The sequence below is a fragment of the Neorhizobium sp. 05N33 genome (assembly GCF_056397445.1).
Map to the genome: position 1 here is coordinate 122,669 of NZ_JBFTNK010000004.1, position 23,015 is coordinate 145,683.

Here is a 23,015-nt window from a genome sequence, read left to right on the forward strand (position 1 = left end):
CGTGACAGAGATGCATACGGATATTCTGGTGGTAGGCGGCGGTCTCGGCGGTGTTGCGGCAGCACTTGGTGCATGCCGGGCCGGCCGCAGCGTGATCATGACCGAGGAGTTCGACTGGATCGGCGGCCAGCTGACCAGCCAGGCAGTGCCCTCCGACGAACATACCTGGGTCGAGCAGTTCGGCATCACCCGCTCTTACCGGAAGCTGCGGGAAGGCATCCGCCGGTATTACCGCGACCACTATCCTCTGACCGAGGGCGCCCGCGCCTGGGGCGACCTCAATCCCGGTTCCGGCTGGGTCAGCCGCATCTGCGCCGAACCGCGCGTCAGCCTTGCGGTCATGGAAGCGATGCTGATGCCTTATCGCGGCGCCGGCAAGCTGAAGGTGCTGCAGCCCTATCGCCCTGTCGCCGCCGATGTGGACGGGGATACGGTTCGCTCCGTTACCGTTCGGCGCCGCGACACCGGACGGGAGATCACCATCTCCGCCGCCTATATCCTCGATGCAACGGAACTCGGTGATCTCTTGCCGATGACCGGCACCGAATATGTGAAGGGCTTCGAGGCCCAGTCAGACACCGGCGAGCCGAGTGCGCCACCGCAAGCGCAGCCGGACAACGTCCAGGCCGTGTCGATCTGCTTTGCCATCGATCACGTCGACGGCGACCAGACGATCGACAAGCCGGAAAACTACGATTACTGGCGCGCGTACCAGCCGCATTTCTGGGGCGGACCTTTGCTCGGCTTCACCGCCCCGCATCCGCGCACGCTGGATTTCACCACCCGCTCGTTCACGCCCAATCCCAATGACGATCCGCTCGCCGTCGATGCCGACCAACGCAAGGGTGGCGGCGACGAGAACCTGTGGATCTTCCGGCGCATCGCGGCGCGCAATAACTTCGTGCCCGGCGCCTACGCCTCCGACATCTGCCTCGTGAACTGGCCGATGATCGACTACATGGAAGGCACGATCATCGACCTTTCCGAAGAGGACAAGGCGAAACAGCTCAAATCGGCTGCCGACCTCTCCTATTCGCTGTTCTACTGGCTGCAGACCGAAGCGCCGCGCGTCGATGGCGGCCAGGGTTTTCCGGGGCTTCGCCTGCGCGGCGACATTACCGGCACCGAACACGGGCTTGCCATGGCTCCCTATATCCGCGAGAGCCGCCGTATCAAGCCGGTGACCCGCATCGTCGAGCAGGACCTGTCCTATTCGGTGCGCGGGGAGAAGGGCGCGGTCAACTACCGCGACAGCATCGGCATCGGCATGTACCGGATCGATCTGCATCCCTCGACCGGCGGCGACAACTATATCGACGTGCCGTCCTGCCCGTTCGAGATCCCGCTTGGTGCACTTCTGCCTGAGCGGGTGAAGAATCTCATCCCGGCCGGCAAGAACATCGGCACCACCCACATCACCAATGGCTGCTATCGGCTGCATCCGGTCGAATGGAATATCGGCGAGGTCGCCGGCATGCTCGCCGCCCATTGCCTCGACAAAAATCTTACGCCGCATCAGGTCCAGGAAAACGACGAGAAGCTCCAGAATTTCCAGAGAGAGCTCGGCCGTGAAGGCATCGAAATGCGCTGGCCGGATATCGCGGCCTACTAAGGGACGGCCAATGGACTGTCTATCAAAACCAACCTTTGGAGGAGGAACGGGAATGAACTATCATCGGACTTTGAAATCTGCGGTCGCGGCATTGGCCGTGGCCGTGCCGCTCTGCTGGAGCGGCCTCGCCAACGCCCAGGACGCTGTCAACCTGCGCATGACCATCTGGAGCGCCAACGAGGCGCATCTGAAGCTGTTCAGCGACATCGCCGCCGGCTTCAAAAAAGACCATCCGAACGTGACGGTGACCTATGAGTCGCTGCCCTTCGATACTTATACGACGGCACTGACGACCCAGATCGCCGGCGGTAATGCGCCCGACATGGCCTGGATCTTCGAGACGGCCGCCTATGACTTCGTCAATTCCGGCGCGCTCTATTCGCTGAAGGATACGCTCAAGTCCACCAAGGGCTATAACGCCGAAGAACTGAGCGCCACGGCCGCCGAGCGCTGGACCAAGGACGGCAAGCTGTTTGCCTATCCGTTCTCGACCTCGCCGTTTGCGATGTTCGTCAACAACGACCTCATCAAGGCTTCCGGCGCCAAGACCCCGGCGGAAATGATCGCAGCCAATCAGTGGACTTGGGACAATGCGATTGCCACCGCATCCACCGTCGGCAAGACTGGCAAGGGTGGCCTGATCGTCCGCGACTTCAACTATCAGATCTGGCAGAACCTTGCCTCCGTCTGGAACGGCTGGGGCGCATCGCCATGGAGTGCTGACGGCAAGACCTGCACGATGACCGAAAAGCCGATGGTCGACGCGCTGACCTTCATTCATGACGCCGTCTTCAAGAACAAGGCGATGCCGGGTCCCGGTGAAAGCGTCGACTTCTTTGCCGGCAATGCGGCAATGACGATCACTCAGATCAGCCGCGCCTCGTTGCTGCCGAAGGACAAGCCGTTCGCCTGGGATCTCGTGCCGCTGCCGAAGGGTCCGGCCGGCAATTACGCGCTGATCGGCCAGGCCGGCGTCGGCGTCATGCAGTCGGGCAAGAACGCTAAGACGGCGGCCGAATTCGTCGCCTATATGACGAACCCGGAAAACTCGGCCAAGCTCAGCCAGTTCTTCCCGTCGGCCCGCAAGTCGCTGCTGAACGCCGAAGTCCTGAAGAAGACCAATCCGCTGCTGAGCCAGGAGCAGATCGACAAGGTCGTGATCTCCGGCATCGCCACCGGCAAGGTCATTCCGGGCCATACCGGCTTTGCGCAGATCCAGCAGGTGGTTCGTTCGGGCCTCGATGCCGTCTGGCGTCCGGATGCGAATATCCCGGCAGCCCTCCAGCAGATCTGCGGCCAGATCGGCCCGCTTCTGAAGCGCTAAGGGAATAGCTGATGGCTGTCGTGCAGCAAACCGCCCATCCGGAAGGCCGCTCCTCATCGTCGTTCTGGACGGTCGCGCGGCGCGACAGCCTCGCCGGCTTTCTCTTCATCGCCCCGCAGCTGATCGGGATCACGCTCTTCGTGCTGACCCCGCTCTGCCTCGTCTTCTGGTATTCGCTGCACGAGTGGAACGTGCTCGCCAATACCTTCACCTATACGGGCCTCGCGAACTACCAGATGCTTCTCGAAGACACGAGCCTGCCTTCGGTGCTCGGGGCGACGGCGATTTTTTCCGCCGGGCTGGTAATCTTCAACCTGAGCCTAGCACTGCTGCTTGCCGTGCTGCTCAACCAGAAGCTCGCCGGCATCACCATCTTCCGCACGCTGTTCTTCTCGCCGGTCGTCGTGTCGCTGGTCGCCTGGACGATCGTTTGGGGGTTCCTGTTGCAGAAGAACGGCGGGATCAACGGTGTGCTGCTCGTCTTCGGCATCGATGGGCCGAACTGGCTGCGCGAACCGGTAACGGCGATGATCTCGGTCATCGTGGTGCAGGTGTTCAAGAATGTCGGACTCAACATGATCCTGTTCCTCGCCGCCCTCCAGGGGGTGCCGAACGAACTCTACGAGGCGGCCCGTATCGACGGTGCGCCGCGTTTCAAGCAGTTCCGCCGCATCACCCTGCCGCTGATCAGCCCGACCATCCTGCTGACCTCGATCATCACCATCGTCGGCTCGTTGCAGGTGTTCGCGCAGATCGCGGTGCTGACGCAAGGCGGGCCGGGCCTCACGACCACGGTGCTGGTCTATTACCTCTACCAGCAGGCCTTCCAGTTCCATTTCTTCGGTTACGGCTCGACGCTGTCGATCATGCTGTTCGTGATCGTCGCCGTGCTGACCTTTGCTCAGTGGCAGATGCGCAAGAGGATCGTTTTTTATGAAAGCTGAACTCTCCCCGCGCAGACAAGTGTTTCTCTACGGCCTGCTCTGCGTCCTCCTGATCCCCTTCGTTTTCCCGACGTGGTGGATGGTGACATCGTCGGTGAAACCGATCAGCGACATTTTTGCGTTTCCGCCGCAGCTCATGCCGGAAAGCTACGACTGGACGACCTATGCCAAGGTCTTCGAACTGCAGCCCTTCGTGAAGCAGTACTGGAACTCGGCCTACATCGCGGCGCTGGTGACGATCGGAACCATGATCGTCTCCTCCATGGCCGGATACGCCTTTGCGCGGATCAAATTCCCCTTCGCCAATACGATCTTCATGGTCGTGCTGCTGGGGCTCTTGATCCCGTCGGAAGTGACGATCGTGCCGCTTTTCCAGATGTTCCTGAAGGCGGGCATGGTCAACACCCATTGGCCGCTGATCCTGGTGCCTATCTTCGGCGCGCCGAGCGTATTCGCGACATTCGTGATGCGGCAGTTCTTCATCGCGCTGCCTGTCGAACTCGAGGAGGCGGCGCGGGTCGATGGCCTCGGGCGTTTCAAGATCTTTCGCAAGATCGCCTTGCCGCTTGCAAGGCCGGCGCTCGCGTCGGTCGCGATCTTCACCTTCCTGCATTCCTGGAACCTCTATCTGGAACCGATCGTGTTCCTGTCGAGCGCCGACAAATTCACGCTGCCGCAGGCGCTGACACAATATACCGACGCCTATGGCGGGCCGATGTGGAACATCCAGCTTGCCGCGGCGACCCTGACGGCGCTGCCCGTTCTCATCGTCTTCATCATCGCGCAGAAGCAATTCGTCGAAGGGCTCGCGCATACCGGCCTCAAGGGTTGAAAAACTCACCTTTTGAAACACTGGGGCTGAAGAAACGGAAATCTGATTGATGGCTGAAGTTACCCTTTCCAATGTCCGCAAGAGCTATGGCGCCGTCGACATCATCCACGGCATCGACCTCGGCATCACCGACGGCGAGTTCGTGGTGCTGGTCGGCCCGTCCGGCTGCGGCAAGTCCACGCTGCTCAGGATGGTTGCCGGGCTGGAGACAATTACCGGCGGCGAGGTGAATATCGGCGGCCGGGTGGTCAACGACCTCGATCCCAAGGACCGAGACATCGCCATGGTCTTCCAGAACTATGCGCTCTATCCTCATATGACCGTTGCCACCAATATGGGCTTCTCGCTGGAGCATCGCGGCGGCAGCAAGGCGGAGATCGCCGAACGCGTCAAATGGGCCGCCGACATCCTTGGCCTTGCGCCCTTGCTCGATCGCTACCCGCGCCAGCTTTCCGGTGGCCAGCGCCAGCGCGTTGCGATGGGCCGGGCGATCGTGCGCGATCCCAAGGTGTTCCTGTTCGATGAGCCGCTTTCCAATCTTGACGCGAAACTACGCGTCGTCATGCGCGGCGAGATCAAAAGCCTGCACCAGAGACTGAAGACGACCACCATCTACGTCACCCACGACCAGGTCGAGGCGATGACCATGGCCGACAAGATCGTCGTACTGAACGGCGGTAAGGTCGAGCAGATCGGGGCACCACTCGACCTTTACGACCGGCCGGCCAATCAGTTCGTTGCGGGCTTCATCGGCTCACCGTCGATGAATTTCCTCACCGGCACGATCACGACCGAAGGGTTCTCGGCGCCCGGCATCATGCTGCCGCTGCCTGAGGTAGCGCACGAGCACAAGGACCGAAAGGCGGTCTACGGCATTCGTCCCGAACATTTCGCCCTGGACGAGAACGGCGTGCCGGCGGAAATCGTGCTGGTCGAGCCGATGGGCTCCGAGACGCAGGTAACGATGAAGCTTGGCGAGACGCTGGTGACCGGCGTGTTTCGCGAGCGGGTATCGTTGTCGCCGGGGGCAACGATCCGGGTGCGGCCGGAACTCGGCAATATCCATCTCTTCGCCGCCGATGGCGGCCAGCGTCTGAACTGAGGCCCGTGATGCCGAATTACCCCGAAACCAAGCTCACCAAGGCGCTGCGCGGCGGCGAATTTCCGGTCATCGTCTCGCTCGCCCGCCACGACCTCGATCTTGCCAAGGCGGCGATCGGGGCGGGGGCATTTGCGATCAAGGTGCATCTCAACGCCTATCATCGCGCGACCGGCACGACATTCGGCAGTTTTGCCGAGGAGCGGCCGTTTTTCGAGACGCTGGCGCCGCTCGGGGTGCCGCTGCTGGTAATGGCCGGCCAGGAGACGGTGCCGACGCCGGGCGAGCTCGATGCCTTGGCGGATCTTGGTTTTGAAGGGTTCAATGTCTATTTCGACCATCTTCAGCCGCATCTGCTGCAGTCGAAGCTCCGCCCGATCCCGGCGCTCGGCGAGAATAGCACTGACGAGGACTTGAAGACCATCGTCGCCATTCCCGGCGCGATGATGGAGGCGTCTGTTGCGTCGTTTGCCGATTACGGCAGGCCGCTCGACGAGACCGATCTTGCCCGCTACAGGGAAATCACCTCGAAGGCCGGTATTCCGGTCATTGCGCCGAGCCAGAAGCGTTTCGTGGCCGCCGATATGGCAAGGCTGAAGGCGGCCGGCATCGCGGCGCCGCTGCTCGGTGTCATCGTCACCGGCACGACGCCGAAGAGCCTGGAGGAGGCGGTGCGTCCGATCGTCGAGGCGGCAACTGGCTGAGTGGCGACGATGGATTGAATTTCTTCCGTCGGATCGCCATTTTAGGTGCAAATCCAAAACCGAAGGAGGAAAGCATGACGACGTCTACCGAACGGGCCGTTCTGGCCGGAGGTTGTTTCTGGGGCATGCAGGACCTGATCCGGCGTCTACCTGGCGTGGTGTCGACCCGTGTCGGCTATAGCGGCGGCGATGTGCCGAATGCGACCTACCGCAATCATGGCACCCATGCCGAAGCGATCGAGATCATCTTCGATCCGGCCAAGACCAGCTATCGCGATATTCTGGAATTCTTCTTCCAGATCCACGATCCATCGACCAAAAACCGCCAAGGCAACGATGTCGGCATGAGCTACCGCTCGGCGATCTATTACGAGAACGATGAACAGAAGCGCGTCGCCGAAGACACCATCGCCGATGTCAACGCATCGGGCTTATGGCCGGGCAAGGTGGTGACGGAAGTGGAGCCGGTTGGTGATTTCTGGCAGGCCGAACCGGAGCATCAGGATTACCTGGAGCGTTATCCGAATGGCTATACATGCCATTTTCCGCGCCCGAACTGGAAGCTGCCGAAGCGCGCCAGCGTTGCTGCTGAATAACCCGTCTTATTTCACGAATTGAAGGCGCTGCCATCTCGAGATGGCAGCGCCTTTTTTTTGTTACGCGAGCGTATAGGCGGTCTTCACCACGGTGAAGAACTCGGCAGCATACTTGCCCTGTTCGCGCGGGCCGAAGGACGATGCCTTGCGGCCGCCGAACGGCACGTGGAAATCGACGCCTGCCGTCGGCAGGTTGACCATCACCATGCCGGCTTCCGAGTTGCGCTTGAAATGCGTCGCGTGCTTGAGGCTGGTAGTGGCGATACCGGCCGACAGGCCGAACGGCGTGTCGTTGGCGGTTGCCAGCGCTTCCTCGTAGTTCTTCACCCGGATGACGGAAACGACCGGTCCGAAGATTTCCTCGCGCGAAATCCGCATCTGGTTGGTCGCTTCGGTGAACAGCGTCGGCTGCAGATAGAAGCCGGGCGTGTCGCGCTTCACGAGTTCGCCGCCGAAGGCGAGCTTGGCGCCCTCGTTCTTGCCGATCTCGATATAGTCGGTGTCCTGCTTCAGCTGCTTGTCGTCGACGACCGGGCCGATATGGCTGCCGGCCTTCATGGCGTTGTCGACGTTGAGCGTCTTCAGCTTCTCGGTGAGTGCTGCGACGAACTTGTCGTGGATGCCTTCCGTCACGATCAGGCGCGACGAAGCGGTGCAACGCTGGCCGGTCGAGAAGAAGCCCGAATTGGCGGCCGCTTCGACGGCGACGTTGATGTCCGCGTCATCGAGGACGACCATCGGGTTCTTGCCGCCCATTTCGAGCTGGAACTTGCGGTTATGCTCGATCGAGGCCAGCGCAACGCGCTTGCCGGTGCCGGTGGAGCCGGTAAACGTGATGCCGGCGAGATCCGGGCTGTCGAGCATGGCCTGACCGACGACCGAGCCGCGGCCCATGACGAGGTTGAGGACGCCCTTCGGCAGGCCGGCGCGGTGGAGGATGTCGACGATCGCCCAGCCACAGCCAGGTACGAGATCGGCAGGCTTGAAGACGACGGTATTGCCGTAGCAGAGCGCCGGCGCGATCTTCCATGCCGGAATGGCGATCGGGAAATTCCAGGGCGTGATGATGCCAATGACGCCGAGTGGTTCGCGGGTGATCTCGACACCGATGTTCGGACGTGCGGACGGCACCAGTTCGCCGGTCAGGCGCAGCGCTTCTCCAGCGAAGAAATCGAAGATCTGGGCGGCGCGGGTAACTTCGCCGATCGCTTCGGGAAGGATCTTGCCTTCCTCGCGGGCGAGAAGCGCGCCGAGTTCTTCCTTGCGGGCGAGGATTTCGTCGGAAGCTTTCCGGAGAATAGCGTGACGCTCCAGGATGCCGGAACGTGACCAGGCCGGGAAAGCGGCCTTGGCGGCTGCTATCGCCTGCTTGGCGTCTTCGGCATTGCCCTGGGCATACATGCCCACGACATCGTTGGTATCGGACGGGTTGATGTTCTTGGAAGCGTCCGAGCCGACCCATTCGCCGGCGATCAGGTTCTGGTAGATGGTCATGGACCTCTCCTCTCATGTGAAAGGTCCCGCCAAGCGGCGGGACCGTCAGATAAAGCTTGTTCAGTCGCTCATTTGAAAACGTTTGGGAGCCAGAGCGACAAGGCAGGGATATAAGTCACGAGCAGCAATACTGCGATGCTGGCTCCGAAGAAAGGCCAGATCGTGCGCATCGCTTCACGTATCGTGATGCCGCCGACCGCGCAACTGACGAAGAGCACGGTTCCGACCGGCGGCGTGTTGAGGCCGATGCCGGCATTGAGGATCATGATGACGCCAAAATGGACGGGATCGATGCCGAAGGCTTTGACGACCGGCAGCAGAATCGGGGTCGAGATGATGACCATCGGCGCCATGTCCATGAATGTGCCGAGCACCAGCAGGATGACGTTGATCATCAGGAGTACGATAATCGGATTGTCGGAGATCGCTCCGATCGCCGCGATGATCAGCGTCTGGACCTGCAGGAATGCCATCAACCAGCCGAACGAGGCCGCGGTGCCGATGACCAGCAGTACCATCGCGGTGGTGCGCACGGCGCCCATGACGGCTTCGACAAAACCTTCCCAGTTCAGCTCGCGATAAACGAGCATGGCGACGAGGAAGGCGTAGAGGACCGCGATGCAGGAGCTTTCCGTTGCCGTGAATACGCCGGAGCGGACGCCGCCGAAGATGATGGCGATCAGCAGGATGCCCGGCAGCGAGGCCAGCAGATAATAGCCGACGCGGGCGAAGCCGGGGAAGGGGTCGGCCGGATAACCGCGTTTTACGGCAACCCACCAGGCGGTGAACATCAGCGCTCCGGCGAGCAGCAGCCCGGGGATGATACCGGCGGTAAAGAGGTCCGCGACGGAGACGTTGCCGCCGGCTGCGATCGAATAGAGGATCATGTTGTGCGAGGGCGGGATCATCAGCGCAATGATGGCGGCGTTGGCCGTCACGTTGACCGCATAGTCCCTGTCATAACCGCGCGCAGCCATTTGCGGAATCATCAATCCGCCGACAGCCGATGCGTCCGCCACAGCCGAACCCGAGATGCCGCCGAACAGCGTCGAGGCGACGACGTTGACCTGGCCGAGACCACCGCGCATGTGGCCGACAAGGCCTGCTGCAAAGCGGATCAGCCTCTGTGCAATGCCGCCGCGCACCATCAGGTCGCCGGCGAAGATGAAAAACGGGATCGCCATCATGGCGAAGACGTTCATGCCGGAATTCAGCTGCTGGAAGACGACGATCGGCGGCAGGCCCATGTAGAGGACCGTTGCGAAGGACGCGATGCCAAGACAGAAGGCGATCGGCATGCCGATCAGCATCAGGAAGGTAAAGGAACCGAAAAGAATGGCGTAGGCCATTACGCAGCCTCCTGCACGAGGACATCAGCAGCAATTTCTTCGCCGATGGCGACGTCGACGAAGCGCTCCAGAGCAAAAAGGGAGATCATGGCGCCCCCGACGATCATCGGGATGAAGTCGGTGCCGCCGGGCCAGCCGAGAACGGGAATGGTCGCCGACCATGTGCCAATGGCGAGTAAGGTCGAATAATAGGCCATGCCTATGCCGAACAGCACGATCAGGCCGAGGCTCAGGAGGTCCATCGCCTTCTGGATTGCCGGCGGCATGACGTAACGGACGATATCGAGCCCGAGATGCACACTCTCGCGCACGCCGACGGCGGCTCCGAGCATGATGAACCAGGACATCAGGTAGAGCGACAGCGGCTCGGACCAGCTAGGCGAGTCGTTCAGGATATAACGGCCGAAGACCTGCCAGCCGACGATGAGGGTCATGGCGATCATGCCGATGCCGGAAATATAAAGCGATAGGCGGCTGAGGCCGCCCAGAATTGGTTTGATAGCCAACATGAAGTTTCTCATGAACCTGTCCTCCACGACCCGGCGACGTTGCCCGGTGCCGGAAATGAAAAAGCCGGCCCTCTGATCAGAGGGCCGGCTTTTTTCTCAACTTACTTGACGGCCTGGATCTGCTCCAGCAGAGCCTTCTGGGTCCCATCCGTGACGAACTTGTCATAGACCGGCTTCATGGCTGCCGAGAACTCGTCCTTGTTGACCTTGATGACGTTGACGCCACCGGCACGAACCTTTGCTTCCGAGGACTTTTCGCGGGCAGTCCAGAGTTCGCGCATCTTGACGACCGAGTCCTTGGCGGCCTGGCGGAAGATCTTCTGGTCTTCCGGGGTCAGCTTGTCCCAGGAGATCTTCGACATGACCAGAATTTCCGGGTTCAGCGAATGTTCGGTCAGCGTGTAGTTCTTGGCGACTTCGTAATGACGGGCAGACTCGTAGGACGGCCAGTTGTTTTCCGCGCCGTCGACCACACCGGTTTCGAGCGAGGAATAGACTTCACCCATCGGCATCGGGGTCGGGTTGGCGCCAAAGGCCTGCATCATGGCGATCCAGAGGTCGGACTGCTGGACGCGGATCTTCATGCCCTTCAAGTCAGCAAGCTTGGTGATCGGCTTCTTGGTCGTATAGAAGGAACGCGCGCCGGAATCGTAATAAGCGAGACCGATCAGGCCGTGCTTTTCGAAGGCGGCGAGAATCTGATCGCCGATCGGTCCGTCGACGACCTTGTGCATGTGCTCGGTCGAACGGAACAGGAAGGGCAGGCCGAGAACGGTGGTTTCCGGCACGAGGTTGTTGAACGGCGCGGCGTTGACGCGGTTCATATCGATGACGCCGAAACGGGTCTGCTCGATCGTGTCCTTCTCCTGGCCGAGAACCGAGTTATTCATCACCTGAATCTTGATGCGGCCGTTGGTGCGCTGGGAGACCAGTTCGCCCATGTATTTGACGGCATCGACGGTCGGATAGCCGTCCGGATGGATGTCGGCAGAACGCAGGGTGACCTGCGCATTGGCGGCGGTCGCGCTGAGTGCGAGACCGAATGCGAGGCCGAGCAGTTTCGTGAGTTTCATGTTGTCCTCCTCCGTTGATCGCCGGGGCCTCCGCGCCCCGGTCGTTTGAACTATCAGTCTCCTCAGGCCCGCCTTGCCGTTTATTAGGCAGGCAGGCCGTAAAGTTCTTCAGGGTTTTTGACGAGCGCAAGTTGGCGCGCCGCATCGTTCGGGAACCAGCCGAGCACGGTGTCGGTCAGCGCCACGTCATCCGGATAATCGGCCTGTTCGCGGGCGAGATTGTGCGGCCAGTTGGTGCCCCAGACGATGCGTTCCGGTGCATATCTGGCGATCTCGCGGGCGACGGCTGCGACATCGGCATAGTCCGGGCCGCCGGCCTTTGAAGACTCGTAGACGCCGGCGAACTTGAACCAGCATTTTCCACCGTCGATCAGCCGCTTGACCGCTGCGACCTGTGGGCTGTCCGGTGTGACGCCTGAAAAGAACTTGCCATGATGATCGAAGACCCAGCGGGACTTCAGATTCTTCAGTCGTTCTTCGTGGTCGAGGATGTTGCTGCCGTCGAACTGGACGGCGACCATCCAGTTGCGGGACGCAGCCTTGGCGTCGACAGCTTCGAGTTCCGACAGGTTCACCGCGCCGCCTGGCAGGTCCATGATGCGGGCGCCGACATTGCCGGCTGCTGCGAGGCTATCGAGTTCGGCTTCCGATGTGTTGCTATCGATGACGCAGACGCCGCGTGCGATCGAGCCGAACTCCGCAAGGCAGGCGTTGAGATTGGAATTGTCGCGCTGCTGGGCATTGCCCTGGGTGACGATGACCCGATCGATGCCGATCCAGCGCATGAACTGGAGATACTGGGCGGGTGTTGGCAGGTCTCCGGCAGGAAGGCCCGGACCGCCGGGCAGAGAGGGAAAGCCCGGCAGATAAGCATGCATCTGAGTGTCGATCGCGCCCTTGGGCAGCTTGGTCTTGGGGGGAGTGCCGGAAAGGGTGCGGACGAGCATCAGATGTCTCCCATGCGGAATTCTTTGAGCGCATCGCGGTTGATCTCGATCCCAAGGCCGGGGCCGTTCGGGATCTGCACCACGCCGCGCTCGTGTTCGATCGGGGTTTTGATCACCGCCTGACGGAACGGGTTATGGGTACGGTCGAATTCGAGGATCGGTTCGATCGGATTAACGCGAACCGGGCTCGGGATCATCGCCGCCATGAACTGCAATGCGGCGGCGATATGGACAGCGGTGCCCCAGACATGCGGCACGACGCGGATGCCGTGAAGGGCTGCCAGATCGGCGACGCGCTTGGCTTCGGTAAAGCCGCCAACGCCGGCAAGGTCCGGCTGCAGGATGTCGACGGCACGGGTTTCCACCGGCTCGCGCATGCCCCAGCGGCTGTGCCAGGTCTCGCCGCCGGCAACCGGGATCGGCTGGCGGGCGCGGACTTCGCGGTAGGCGGCAAGCTGTTCCGGCACCACGGGTTCCTCGAACCAGTCGATATTGAGTTCAGCCGCCGCCTGGCCGAATTTGATCGCCTCGATGGCGTCGTAACCGTGGTTGGCGTCGACCATCAGGCGCATGTCAGGACCGACGGCGTCGCGCACGGCACGGATGACGCGCAGATCCTCCTCGACGCCGAAGCCGATCTTGATCTTGCTGGCGTGAAAACCCTGTTGCCAATAGCCGGCGACGTCGGTGGCATTGTCTTCCACGCGGTCGACGCCGTCGCGCTTGAAGCTGCCGGTCGCGTAGGCCCTGACGCTCTCGCGGAAACGTCCACCGAGCAGGATCGAGATCGGCACGCCGAAATGTTTGCCCTTGATATCCCAGAGCGCGATGTCGATGCCGGACAGTGCCGTGACGGCAAGGCCGCGCTGACCCTGATCGCGCAGCGCATTATAGAGCCGCGCCCAGATCTTTTCGGTTTCGAGCGGATTTTCGCCGATCAGCCAGTTCGCATAGGTCGCGACCACGACCGCATTCGGCCGGGCCGGGCCGAGGCATTCGCCCCAGCCGATCGTGCCGTCATCGCACTCGATCTCGACGAGCACATGGGCGCGGCGATCGAAGCGCATCGAGGCGCTTTCGAAGGCGACGTCGAGCCTGTGTTCGAGAAGGTGGGTGCGAACCGAAGCGATCTTCATGGATTAGCGCTTCCAGGGGCCGATGAGCTTCAGAAGCATGTCTTCTTCTTCCGCCGTCAGGTCGTCGAGCGGCGGACGCACCTTGCCGGCGTCAAAACCCTGCAGGCGCACGCCGGCCTTGATGGCCGAGACGGCATAACCCTTGCGGCGGTTGCGGATAGCCATGAAGGGGTAGAAGAAGTCCTTGAGGATTTCCTCGCAGCGGGTGCGGTTGCCGGCGCGCAGCGCCTTATAGAACTCGACGGCAAGGCCCGGCACGAAATTGAAGACAGCCGAGGAATAGGTGGTGAAGCCGGCGCCGAGATAGGCTTCGGCGAAGAGCTCGGCAGTCGGCATGCCGCCGAGATACATCAACCGGTCGCCCATGGTGGCGGTGATCTGCCGGACAAGCCCGATATCGCCGCTTCCGTCCTTGAAGCCGATCAGGTTCGGGCATTCGTCGCAGAGGCGCTTCAGGGTGTCCACCGACAGGATCGAGTTGTCGCGGTTGTAAACCATGACGCCGATGCCAACTGACTGGCAGATGCGTTTCACATGCTGGTAGAGGCCTTCCTGCGGTGCATCGATCATGTAATGCGGCAGCAGCAGGATGCCGTCGGCGCCGGCCTTTTCGACCGCGCGGGCCATCTCGACGCCCACATGCGTGCCGAAACCGCAGCCGGAGACGATTGCGGTCTTGCCGGCGGCCTCCTTGGCGGCGGAAACGATTGTAGGGACCTCATTGGGAGACAGCGAGAAGAATTCGCCCGTGCCACCGGCGGCAAACAGGACCGGTGCATCATAGCCCGACAGCCATTCGACATGGCGGCGATAGCTTTCCGGCTGGAACTGGCCTTCCTTGTCGAAATGGGTGACGGGAAAGGACAGCAGGCCGGCACCAAGTGCGACCTTGATTTCTTCAGGCGTCATCATGCGGATTTCCTTTGTAAGCGTCTCCTCCAGACAAAAATTGTCGTACAGGTTGCGCTGACTTGTGTCAACAAGTCATCTTACAGCTTCCCGAAGCTCTCGGAGGAGGGTGCGATAACGCAGCTGCGCACCCCGCAGATGCCGGCGCATGGCGTCGCGGGCACGGTCTTCGTCGCCGTCGGAAATCGCCACGACAATGGCATTGTGCTCCTCGTCGAGCAGCTTGATATAGGCTGCCTGGTCGGCCTCCGAATCGTCCGGGCGTAATGCTGCGCGCGGGATCAGGCTGCGGCCGATCATCGTCAGGAATTCTCGGAAACGGGGATTGTTGGTGGCTTCGGCAATGGCAAGATGCAGCGCAAAGTCTGCCTCGCTGGTCGGTTTTGCGGCCTCGAGACAGGCGCGGACCGCATAATGGCGATCGAGAATGACCTCTTCCTGTGCAGGGGAGCGGCGAAGGGCCGCAAGCCCTGCAGCCTCGACTTCCACCGCGGTTCTGAGCTCCAGGAGCTCGATCATCGAGGATACGCGGGCAAGATCGATATTCGAGAGGGAGAGCATGACCGGCTGCACGTTGCGCGAAGGCTCTAGCACGAAGACGCCGGCGCCCTGACGAGCTTCCACAAGGCGGTCGGCGCGTAGCGATGCGATGGCCTCGCGGACGACCGTGCGGCTGACGCCGTGCGCCTCGGTCAGCTGTGCTTCGCTCGGCAGGCGCGAGCCCGGCGGAAACTGACCGGCTGCAATCGCCTGGCGCAGCGTTTCTCCGAGGCGAGAAACTAGCGTCCTCGATCCCCTGCCGGTATCGAGTCTGGTTTCTACGCTCATTTCATTCCTCCCTGCTCGGCGGCGCATCACAATATCGCGTCAACCCACGTGTCAAGCTTAGGCGACCGCGCCAAGCCGGCTCCGACTTGTTGACCGAGCTTTCTCAACATGTATGATAAGTATTGAAGCTTGTCACGAACAAGTTGGCCAATGAACTGGATTGCCGCGGCCGACGGGCCGCTTTCGGAGGATGATTTCTTGAAAAGACTTTTGATCACCGGTGCCGCCGGCGGCCTCGGACGCGCCATGCGTAGCCGTCTTGCCGGGTTCGCCGAAACGCTTCGCTTGTCCGATATCGTCGATCTCGGCACTGCCGGCCCAAATGAGGAGCTGGTCGTCTGCGATCTCGCGGATGCAGATGCGGTCATGGAGCTGGTCGAGGGCTGCGACGGTATCCTGCATCTCGGCGGGGTTTCGGTGGAGGACAAGTTTTCGAAGATCCTCAATGCCAACCTGCTCGGCCTCTACAATCTCTACGAAGCTGCCCGGGCGCATGGGCAGCCGCGCATCCTGTTCGCCAGTTCCAACCATGTCGTCGGGTTTTACCGGCAGGACGAGCATATCGACGTCAAGGCTCCGATGAAGCCGGACGGGCTTTACGGCGTTTCGAAATGTTTCGGCGAGGCTCTGGCGCGCATGTATTTCGAGAAATTCGGCCAGGAGACAGCGCTGGTCAGGATCGGCAGCTGCTTCGAAAAACCGATCAACCACCGCATGCTGTCCGGCTGGATGTCACATGACGACTTCGTGTCGCTGATCGGCTGCGTCTTCCGGACCCCGATGCTCGGCTGCCCGATCATCTGGGGCATTTCCGACAATGACAGCAAGTGGTGGGACAATTCGCATGCGTCCTATCTCGGCTGGAAGCCGAAGGACAATGCAGAACGTTATCGCGCCGAACTGGAAGCCAGCGTTCCGCGTCCGGCACCGACCTCGGCGCTTGCGGTTTACCAGGGCGGCATGTTCACCCAGGACCCGATCTTCGCCGAGGATTGAGCTCGCACGACGGGTTCTTGTTTCTGCCTTTTAGGCCCACCACATCAGCTTCTTCTACAACCTTCCCTTTTCCGAGAAGGTGTTTTCCGGAGTTCTTGTGATGGGATTTATTGATATCAATCCTCCCGTCCCCGAAGATAGCGTGCTTCTCGACGCCTATTCGGAGACGGTTGCCGGCGCGGTCGACCGCGTCGGTCCTGCCGTAAGCCGCATCGAGCGGCTGGGCGGCGTTGCCGGCCAAGGAGGCCACGGGTCGGGCTTTGCGATTTCGCCCGACGGCCTGATCATCACCAACCACCACGTCGTTTCCGACGCCAAGACCGTCCGTATCCGCAGCGCCAACGGGGCAGTCGGGCAGGGCGCTGTTCTCGGCCGCGATGCCGATACCGATATCGCGCTGGTGCGTGCCGACATGGACGTTCAGGCCTGGGCACGGCTTGGCGATTCCCAGAAATTGCGGCGCGGCCATATCGCGATCGCGATCGGCAATCCGCTCGGTTTCGACTGGTCGGTGACATCGGGCGTCGTATCTGCGCTCGGCCGATCGATGCGGTCGTCCACCGGCCGGCTGATCGACGACGTCGTACAGACCGATGCGGCACTCAATCCGGGCAATTCCGGCGGACCGCTGGTGTCTGCCTCCGGTGAGGTGGTCGGCGTCAACACGGCGGTGATCCGCGGCGCGCAGGGCATCGCCTTTGCGGTTGCCTCCAACACGGCCAATTTCGTCGTCTCGGAGATCCTGCGCTTCGGCCATGTGCGGCGTGCCTTTATCGGCATCGTCGTCGATACGACCGCTCTACCGCGCCGCGTCGCGGTGAAGGCCGGCATGTTGCAGGAGACGACGGTGCGTATCCGCCGCATCGATCCCGGCAGCCCGGCCGATCTGGCGGGGTTGAAGGAGGGCGATTTCATCCTGGCGATCGACGGCCAGCCCGTCGGCGGCGCCGATGATCTGATCCGTTTGCTGGACGGGACCCGGATCGGCAAGCAGACGCCGATCTCCGTCTACGACCTCGAGGCGCGGATCGTCGACCGCGTGCTGGTTCCAGCCGCACGGCCGCAGAGCTGAGCGCGGCGTTTCTCTTCGGGCCCTCGTCCTCGAGGTCCTAAGCCAGCCGGTTGCGAAGCCTTTCCCGTGCGGTTTCATCGAGGCCGAGCGAAGAGAGATAGACCTCGATGCCGCCATGGCGATAACGGATATGGTCCAGCGCTTGCCGCATGCTGCGCGGCTCAGAGGCAAGAACGATGTCCACCAGCTCGGGCGCCGTGCCGCGGCCGAGGGCTCGGTCCCTGAGGCGCGCGATCAGCGGCCCGGAGATGGTCGCCGTCAGGGCGTAATCCTCGACAATGGTCGTCTCATCGACGCCGGCATTGGCAAGCAGCAGGGCCGAGATCACACCGGTGCGGTCCTTGCCGGCGCTGCAATGGAAAAGCACGGCTCCATCAGGTGCATCGGCGATAATCTTCAGGACTTCGGCGATCGCCGGCTGGCAGTCGTCGATTGCCTGGCAATAGCGGTCGCCCATGTCGAAACTCACCACGGCGTTTGCCATCATCTCGACTGGCGCCAGCGCCGAAAACAGCGATGTATTGTGGTAGTGGACCCGGGCGTGACTGGTGAATGGGTTGGCTTCGGCGGCGATCTCGTGGGCGTTGCGCAGGTCGATGACGGTGATCAGGCCGTTGTCCAGCAGGGTGTCGATATCGGCCTCGCTCAGGCGGTGCAATGCGTCGCCGCGCAGGATCGCGCGCCAGCGCGTCTGGCCGCCGTTCGAGGTCTGGTAACCGCCGAGGTCGCGGACATTGTGGGCGCCTTCCAGCGCGATCAGGCGTTCGTAGGCTAACATCTCAGCGGATTCCGGATTTCATGAAGGATTCGATCACGTGGCGCTGCAGGACCAGATAGATGATCAGGATCGGCAGGCTGGCGAGTGCGGCGGCCGCCATCAGCGGCCCCCAGAGATTGCCCTCCTGGGTCATGAACATCTGCAGGCCGATCTGGACGACGGAGTTCTCCGGCTTGCGCGACAGCAGCAGCGGCCAGAAATACTCGTTCCAGGCGGAGATGAAGGCGATGATCGACAGGGAGGCGATCGGCGCCCCCATGTTCGGCACGACGATCTGCCAGAGGATCTTCCAGCTTCTGGCGCCGTCGATGCGCGCCGCTTCGAGGATTTCGGTCGGGAAGGAGCGCATCGCGTTGAAGAGCAGCAGGATCGCGAAAGCATGCGCCGCATTCGGCACAATCAGACCGGTCAGCGTATCGAGGAGGCCGAGCCGCGAGGCGAGCACGTAGTTCGGGATCATCGTGACCTGGAACGGCACCAGCCAGGAGAGCGCGATAAGCCCGTGGATGACGCCGGAAAGGCGCATGCGCCAGCGCACCAGCGCATAGGCCGCGAATAGGCCGGTCACGACCTGCAGAAGGGCGGTCGCTGCGGATACGATCGTGGTGTTGACCAGCATGCCCATCATCGGAATGCGGGTCAGCACGAAGATATAATTTTCGAACGACGGGTTGGACGGCCAGAGCGAGGTGGAGAAGATCTCGTTTTCCGGCCGAAGCGAGGTGACGATCATCCAGTAGATCGGAAAGATCGACAGGAAGGACAGGAGGATCATCACGGCATGCACGGCAAGCCGGCGGGCGCCGCCGGACTTTGGACCGCCGGAAGCGAACGCGATGCTGTCGGGGGAGGCGTCAATTGTCATAGACCGCGAACCTTTTCGTGAGCCACATGCATCCCGCCGCGATGACCGCAAAACCGGCAAAGGCGATCATGCCGGCCGCCGAGCTCCAGCCGGCGGACATGGTCTGGAAACCGTATTCCCAGAGCAGGTAGAAGATGTTGGTGGTCGATTTCAGCGGGCCGCCATTGGTGAGCACGTTGATATAGGCAAAGCTCCACTGCGCCCCGAACAGGATCGTCATCATAGACAGAAGCAGGATGGTCGGCGAAAGCAGCGGCAGGCGGATATCGCGGATGATCCCCCAGCGGCTGGCGCCGTCGATGCGCGCCGCCTCGATATAGGAGGAATTGATGCCGGCATTGGCTGCGGAAAATAAGAGGGTGGAAAAGCCGATCAGCTTCCAGCCGGTGATCCAGGTCAGCGTTGCAAGTGCGTATCTCGGGTCGGTCAGGAAGCCGATGCGGCCGAGACCGATCGTCTCCAGGCCGAGCGTGATGAGGCCCTGGTCCTCGTTGAGCAGCCAGCGCCAGAGGATGGCGGCGACCACGGGGGCTACGATCATCGGCACGAAGATCAGCGCGCGATAGATGGTCCGGGCGCGGCCTTCGAGATCCTGGGTCCAGATCGCCACGAAGAGCGGAATGATCACCGACATCGGGAAGAGGCCGAGAATGTAGAAAAGCGTGTTCCAGAGGGCGGCGCGCATCTCGGGCAGGGCGAACAGGCGCTGGTAGTTGGTCAGGCCCACATAGCGCTGCGGCGCGCTCGGCAGCATGTTCCATTGGTAGAAGGAGAGCTGGAATGCCTCGACCAGCGGCACATAGGTCCACATCATCAGGAGGCAAAGCGCCGGCGCGAGATAGAGCCAGGGCTGGATGGTGAATGTGCCGCGCTGGCGCGCCGTTGCGGGCGCTCGGGCAAGGGTGAGCGGTCTTGCGAGATCGGCCTGGATATCGGTCATGGAATTTTCCCCGAAAGGATACCTAGGGGACAACGATGCCGGACGGAAAGCGAGATCCGCCCGGCATCTCCTCGTAACGGTTACGGCATCAGGTCCTGGCCCTGATCCTGGGCGGCTTTCAGCGTGGCGATCGGATCGCCCTTGCCGAAGACGGCTTCGCGGACCGAGTCCATCATCATCTTCTCGACCTGGCGGTAGTTCGGGCCGGGGAAGGCGACGTTGGCGGTGAGGCGGTTCAGCTGGTCCAGGTTGGCGCGGAACATCTGGTTCTCCTTGACCCACGGGCCGAGGTAGTTCGGATCGTCGACGATATCGAGACGCAGCGGCAGGTAGCCGATCTTGCTCGTGATGATCGTGTAGGCTTCCTTGCTCGTCAGGTATTTGAGGAGCTCGTAGGCCGCACGCTGCTTGGCCGGATCCTTGCTGAAGACGAACAGGGCGCTGCCGGAATTGGTCGGAGCGGTCGGCTTTTCGCCGAAGGAGGGCATAGGGGCGATGCGCAGGTCGAACTTGCCCTGGGCGGCCTTCTTATAGGAGCCAAGCACCGCAGTCGTATAGACGAACATGCCGAGATTGCCGGCGGCAAAGGTGTCCGAACCGCTGGCCGGATCGATCTTGGCGTGGGCGCCGCTATCGACCATGTCGCGCAGCATTTTGACCGCCTCGGCGGCATTCTTGTCGGCGAATGTCAGCTTGTTGCCGTCGCGCACCTTGCCGCCGTTCGACATGACGATCGCCTGGTAGACGAAGGTGCCGTCGCTCGGGCCATAGGCGCCCGGGAAGAAGCCGTTCTTGCCGGTCTTTTCCTTGATCGCCTTGCCGGCGATGTTGACGTCGGCCCAGGTTTTCGGCGGGTTGTTCGGATCGAGACCGGCCTGCTTGAAGAGGTCGCCGTTGTAATAGAGGACAGGCGTCGAGAATGTGTAGGCGAGACCATAGGTCTTGCCGTCGACCTTGCCGAGTTCGAGACCCTTGGGGATCATGCCGGCGAGATGCTCTTTCAGTTCCGCCGGCTTCACCATGTCCTCGAGCGCGTTGCCGCCAAGGTCGCTGGCGATGAAGATCAGGTCGCGGAAGGTCAGCTGGGCGACGTCCGGCTGCTTGCCGGCGACGATATCGGCCTGGACCCGGTTGATGATCTCGTTCGACGGTACGGCCACCGTCTCGACCTTCACGTTGGGGAATTTCTTCTCGAAGCCGGCGATCAATTCCTTGGTGGCCTCGGAGCCGATGCCGGCGGAGGCGAGGTTGTAATTGTAGAAGCTGATGGTGACCGGCTTGTCGACCGTGGCGGGCATTTCGGCAAGAACGCCGAAAGGAAGCAGCGAGGCGGCGGTAAGCGTTGCCATCAGCTTGAGCGTGGTTCTGCGCAGCATTTGCGTGTCTCCGCGTGAGGGTTATTCAGCGGCGACGGGCGTTGCCCGGGCCATCAGAAGTTCCAGCGGATAGGTATTGAGTTCGGCGCGGTCGGACGGCAGCGGCACGAAGGCCATGGTGAGGCCGGACGGGCGGATGGTGCCGATCCCGAAGGAGGCGCCGCGCACCATGCGCAGGATGTCGGTGCGCAGGATGTCGGTGGCGGCGTGCTGGCCGGTGCCGACGACGACCGGGATGCCATGCCAGACCGAGACGCGGTCGTGATGGATATGGCCGCTCAGAATGCCGATGATGTTGCGGCCCTTCAGCAGTTGGCGGAAACGTTCCGACTGGGGGAAATGGATCGTCCGCCAATGGGCGGCATCGGCTTCCTCGCCGAGCGCCGGCGGGTGGTGGATGACGATCAGCTTCGGCAGGTCCGGATGGCTGTCGAGCGTCGAGGCGAGCCAGTCGAACTGTTCCGGATCGATCGTGCCGCCGATCAGGCCCGGCGTCGTCGAGTCGATGGTGATGATGTGGATGCCGTCGATGATCGTGTCGTGGTCGTATGGCGCATCCGGATCGTCGATCTCGATGCCCATGCCTTCGTAAAAGCCGGGACGGGTATCGTGATTGCCGAGCGCATAGATGACGGGGACGTCGATCCTGGCGTCGATGATCTCCTTCAGCCGGCGAAAACTGTCCGCATCGCCGCGGTTGGTGAGGTCGCCGCTGGCGATCACGAATTGCGGCTTCGGCGTTACGGTCGCGACGAGATCGAGCACCTGATGCAGCGTCTCGGTCGTGTCGCTGTGCAGATGGCTGTCGTCGGCGGTGCCGATATGCAGGTCGGTCAGATGGATGAATGTCGTTTCGCGTCGCACCGGATGCCTCCATGGATGACGATTTCGTCAGGAGGACCGTTAGAAGGGGTTTGTTTCCTGCTCGTGACGGATTTCGAATGCCGTTCGAAACCGTTTCAGCGGCGGAACATCGGTGCGATCACCTCGACCATGCGGGCGATGACGATCTCCGGATCGTCGAGGTCGATGCCGTAATTGGTCAGCACTTGCGTACGCGACCGGGAGCGGGTGACCTGCGAGCGGATGCCGAGCGCGCAATTGAGCCGCCAGCCTATACCGACCTCGTCGAGCCAGGGCGCGATCCGCTTCAGATGCGGAACGAAAGCCCGGTGATGTTCGACATCGTCGATGATGCGGCGGTAGTGCGGCGCGCGTTCCCGGTGGGTCTTCGCCATCGAGGTGAAATGCGACAGGACCCGGTAGCTGGAGGTCGGGTCGAGGCTCCAGCGGATCGACGGGCCAACCAAAGCCGCGATGACTTCATCAAGGTCGGGCGGATCGGGCGCCCGCCGGTCGACGGCTTTGCGAAGCAGGGTCAACCGCTCGGCATTCAGCCGCCGGTAGACACGCTCTGCGACCGCCGCCACCAGTTCTTCCTGCGAGCCGAAATGATAGCTGATAGCGGAAGGGGTCGCATGCGCTTCGATGGCAATCCGCCGCGCGGTCAGATCCTCGAAAGCCTCGGCTTCGCAAAGCAGATGCTCGCAGGCATCCATGAGCCTCATGGCTGTGAGATTGGCGCGGCCGTGCATGAACTCACCCTCGACGATCGCAAGTCTAAGGCGCGTT

General features: G+C 61.9%; 23 protein-coding genes. 9 read left to right on the forward strand and 14 right to left on the reverse strand.

What is annotated here, in order from left to right; translation table 11 throughout:
• The first annotated feature begins 10 nt into the window (after window positions 1–10).
• From AC1DLT_RS13060 to msrA, 7 genes are all read left to right on the forward strand, one after another.
• Window positions 11–1,612, forward strand: coding sequence for an FAD-dependent oxidoreductase (locus tag AC1DLT_RS13060; RefSeq protein WP_477487238.1), 1,602 nt, complete (start codon window positions 11–13; stop codon window positions 1,610–1,612).
• A gap of 52 nt (window positions 1,613–1,664) precedes the next feature.
• On the forward strand, window positions 1,665–2,936 hold the full coding sequence (locus tag AC1DLT_RS13065) for an ABC transporter substrate-binding protein (RefSeq protein ID WP_477486993.1): 1,272 nt from the start codon (window positions 1,665–1,667) through the stop codon (window positions 2,934–2,936).
• An 11-nt stretch (window positions 2,937–2,947) separates the two neighbouring features.
• Window positions 2,948–3,880: a carbohydrate ABC transporter permease gene (locus AC1DLT_RS13070; RefSeq protein ID WP_477486994.1), complete on the forward strand. Its 933-nt coding sequence runs from the start codon at window positions 2,948–2,950 to the stop codon at window positions 3,878–3,880.
• On the forward strand, window positions 3,870–4,712 hold the full coding sequence (locus tag AC1DLT_RS13075; protein ID WP_477482840.1) for a carbohydrate ABC transporter permease: 843 nt from the start codon (window positions 3,870–3,872) through the stop codon (window positions 4,710–4,712). Before AC1DLT_RS13070 ends, AC1DLT_RS13075 begins: the two co-directional genes overlap by 11 nt.
• Before the next feature lie 49 nt (window positions 4,713–4,761).
• Entirely contained in the window at window positions 4,762–5,814 is a 1,053-nt protein-coding gene (locus tag AC1DLT_RS13080; protein ID WP_247136873.1) for an ABC transporter ATP-binding protein, read from the forward strand.
• A gap of 8 nt (window positions 5,815–5,822) precedes the next feature.
• Entirely contained in the window at window positions 5,823–6,515 is a 693-nt protein-coding gene (locus AC1DLT_RS13085; RefSeq protein WP_477486995.1) for a hypothetical protein, read from the forward strand.
• 74 nt (window positions 6,516–6,589) lie between these two features.
• On the forward strand, window positions 6,590–7,111 hold the full coding sequence (gene msrA / locus AC1DLT_RS13090; RefSeq protein ID WP_477482837.1) for a peptide-methionine (S)-S-oxide reductase MsrA: 522 nt from the start codon (window positions 6,590–6,592) through the stop codon (window positions 7,109–7,111).
• A gap of 60 nt (window positions 7,112–7,171) precedes the next feature.
• Here the strand turns inward: msrA and AC1DLT_RS13095 are convergent, their stop codons facing one another.
• The 8 genes from AC1DLT_RS13095 to AC1DLT_RS13130 form a co-directional block, all read right to left on the reverse strand.
• Window positions 7,172–8,605: an aldehyde dehydrogenase family protein gene (locus tag AC1DLT_RS13095; RefSeq protein WP_038543809.1), complete on the reverse strand. Its 1,434-nt coding sequence runs from the start codon at window positions 8,603–8,605 to the stop codon at window positions 7,172–7,174.
• A 68-nt stretch (window positions 8,606–8,673) separates the two neighbouring features.
• Window positions 8,674–9,954, reverse strand: a complete 1,281-nt coding sequence (locus tag AC1DLT_RS13100) for a TRAP transporter large permease (protein ID WP_477486996.1) — start codon at window positions 9,952–9,954, stop codon at window positions 8,674–8,676.
• Window positions 9,954–10,475, reverse strand: coding sequence for a TRAP transporter small permease (locus AC1DLT_RS13105; RefSeq protein WP_477486997.1), 522 nt, complete (start codon window positions 10,473–10,475; stop codon window positions 9,954–9,956). The genes AC1DLT_RS13100 and AC1DLT_RS13105 overlap by 1 nt, the downstream gene beginning before the upstream one ends.
• Window positions 10,476–10,564: 89 nt before the next feature.
• Window positions 10,565–11,536 (reverse strand): TRAP transporter substrate-binding protein, encoded by a 972-nt coding sequence (locus AC1DLT_RS13110; RefSeq protein ID WP_477486998.1) that lies wholly within the window; start codon window positions 11,534–11,536, stop codon window positions 10,565–10,567.
• An 83-nt stretch (window positions 11,537–11,619) separates the two neighbouring features.
• A complete protein-coding gene (locus tag AC1DLT_RS13115) occupies window positions 11,620–12,483 on the reverse strand; it encodes an amidohydrolase family protein (protein ID WP_477486999.1) in 864 nt (287 codons plus the stop codon).
• Window positions 12,483–13,619, reverse strand: coding sequence for a mandelate racemase/muconate lactonizing enzyme family protein (locus AC1DLT_RS13120; RefSeq protein WP_477487000.1), 1,137 nt, complete (start codon window positions 13,617–13,619; stop codon window positions 12,483–12,485). Before AC1DLT_RS13120 ends, AC1DLT_RS13115 begins: the two co-directional genes overlap by 1 nt.
• A 3-nt stretch (window positions 13,620–13,622) precedes the next feature.
• Window positions 13,623–14,528 (reverse strand): 5-dehydro-4-deoxyglucarate dehydratase, encoded by a 906-nt coding sequence (gene kdgD, locus AC1DLT_RS13125; protein ID WP_247032895.1) that lies wholly within the window; start codon window positions 14,526–14,528, stop codon window positions 13,623–13,625.
• 75 nt (window positions 14,529–14,603) lie between these two features.
• On the reverse strand, window positions 14,604–15,356 hold the full coding sequence (locus AC1DLT_RS13130) for a FadR/GntR family transcriptional regulator (protein ID WP_038543797.1): 753 nt from the start codon (window positions 15,354–15,356) through the stop codon (window positions 14,604–14,606).
• Window positions 15,357–15,554: 198 nt separating this feature from the next.
• Between AC1DLT_RS13130 and AC1DLT_RS13135 the strand changes: the two genes are divergently transcribed.
• On the forward strand, window positions 15,555–16,352 hold the full coding sequence (locus AC1DLT_RS13135) for an NAD-dependent epimerase/dehydratase family protein (protein WP_477487001.1): 798 nt from the start codon (window positions 15,555–15,557) through the stop codon (window positions 16,350–16,352).
• Window positions 16,353–16,452: 100 nt separating this feature from the next.
• Window positions 16,453–17,424, forward strand: a complete 972-nt coding sequence (locus AC1DLT_RS13140; protein ID WP_477487002.1) for a S1C family serine protease — start codon at window positions 16,453–16,455, stop codon at window positions 17,422–17,424.
• A 37-nt stretch (window positions 17,425–17,461) separates the two neighbouring features.
• Here the strand turns inward: AC1DLT_RS13140 and AC1DLT_RS13145 are convergent, their stop codons facing one another.
• The 6 genes from AC1DLT_RS13145 to AC1DLT_RS13170 form a co-directional block, all read right to left on the reverse strand.
• On the reverse strand, window positions 17,462–18,202 hold the full coding sequence (locus AC1DLT_RS13145) for a tyrosine-protein phosphatase (protein ID WP_477487003.1): 741 nt from the start codon (window positions 18,200–18,202) through the stop codon (window positions 17,462–17,464).
• Window position 18,203: 1 nt separating this feature from the next.
• Window positions 18,204–19,067: a carbohydrate ABC transporter permease gene (locus tag AC1DLT_RS13150; protein WP_477487004.1), complete on the reverse strand. Its 864-nt coding sequence runs from the start codon at window positions 19,065–19,067 to the stop codon at window positions 18,204–18,206.
• Entirely contained in the window at window positions 19,057–20,007 is a 951-nt protein-coding gene (locus AC1DLT_RS13155) for a carbohydrate ABC transporter permease (RefSeq protein ID WP_477482828.1), read from the reverse strand. Before AC1DLT_RS13155 ends, AC1DLT_RS13150 begins: the two co-directional genes overlap by 11 nt.
• Window positions 20,008–20,087: 80 nt before the next feature.
• On the reverse strand, window positions 20,088–21,383 hold the full coding sequence (locus AC1DLT_RS13160; RefSeq protein ID WP_477487005.1) for an ABC transporter substrate-binding protein: 1,296 nt from the start codon (window positions 21,381–21,383) through the stop codon (window positions 20,088–20,090).
• A gap of 21 nt (window positions 21,384–21,404) precedes the next feature.
• Entirely contained in the window at window positions 21,405–22,247 is an 843-nt protein-coding gene (locus tag AC1DLT_RS13165; protein WP_477487006.1) for a metallophosphoesterase family protein, read from the reverse strand.
• A gap of 95 nt (window positions 22,248–22,342) precedes the next feature.
• Window positions 22,343–22,978, reverse strand: coding sequence for a TetR family transcriptional regulator (locus AC1DLT_RS13170; RefSeq protein WP_477487007.1), 636 nt, complete (start codon window positions 22,976–22,978; stop codon window positions 22,343–22,345).
• Between the last annotated feature and the right edge of the window lie 37 nt (window positions 22,979–23,015).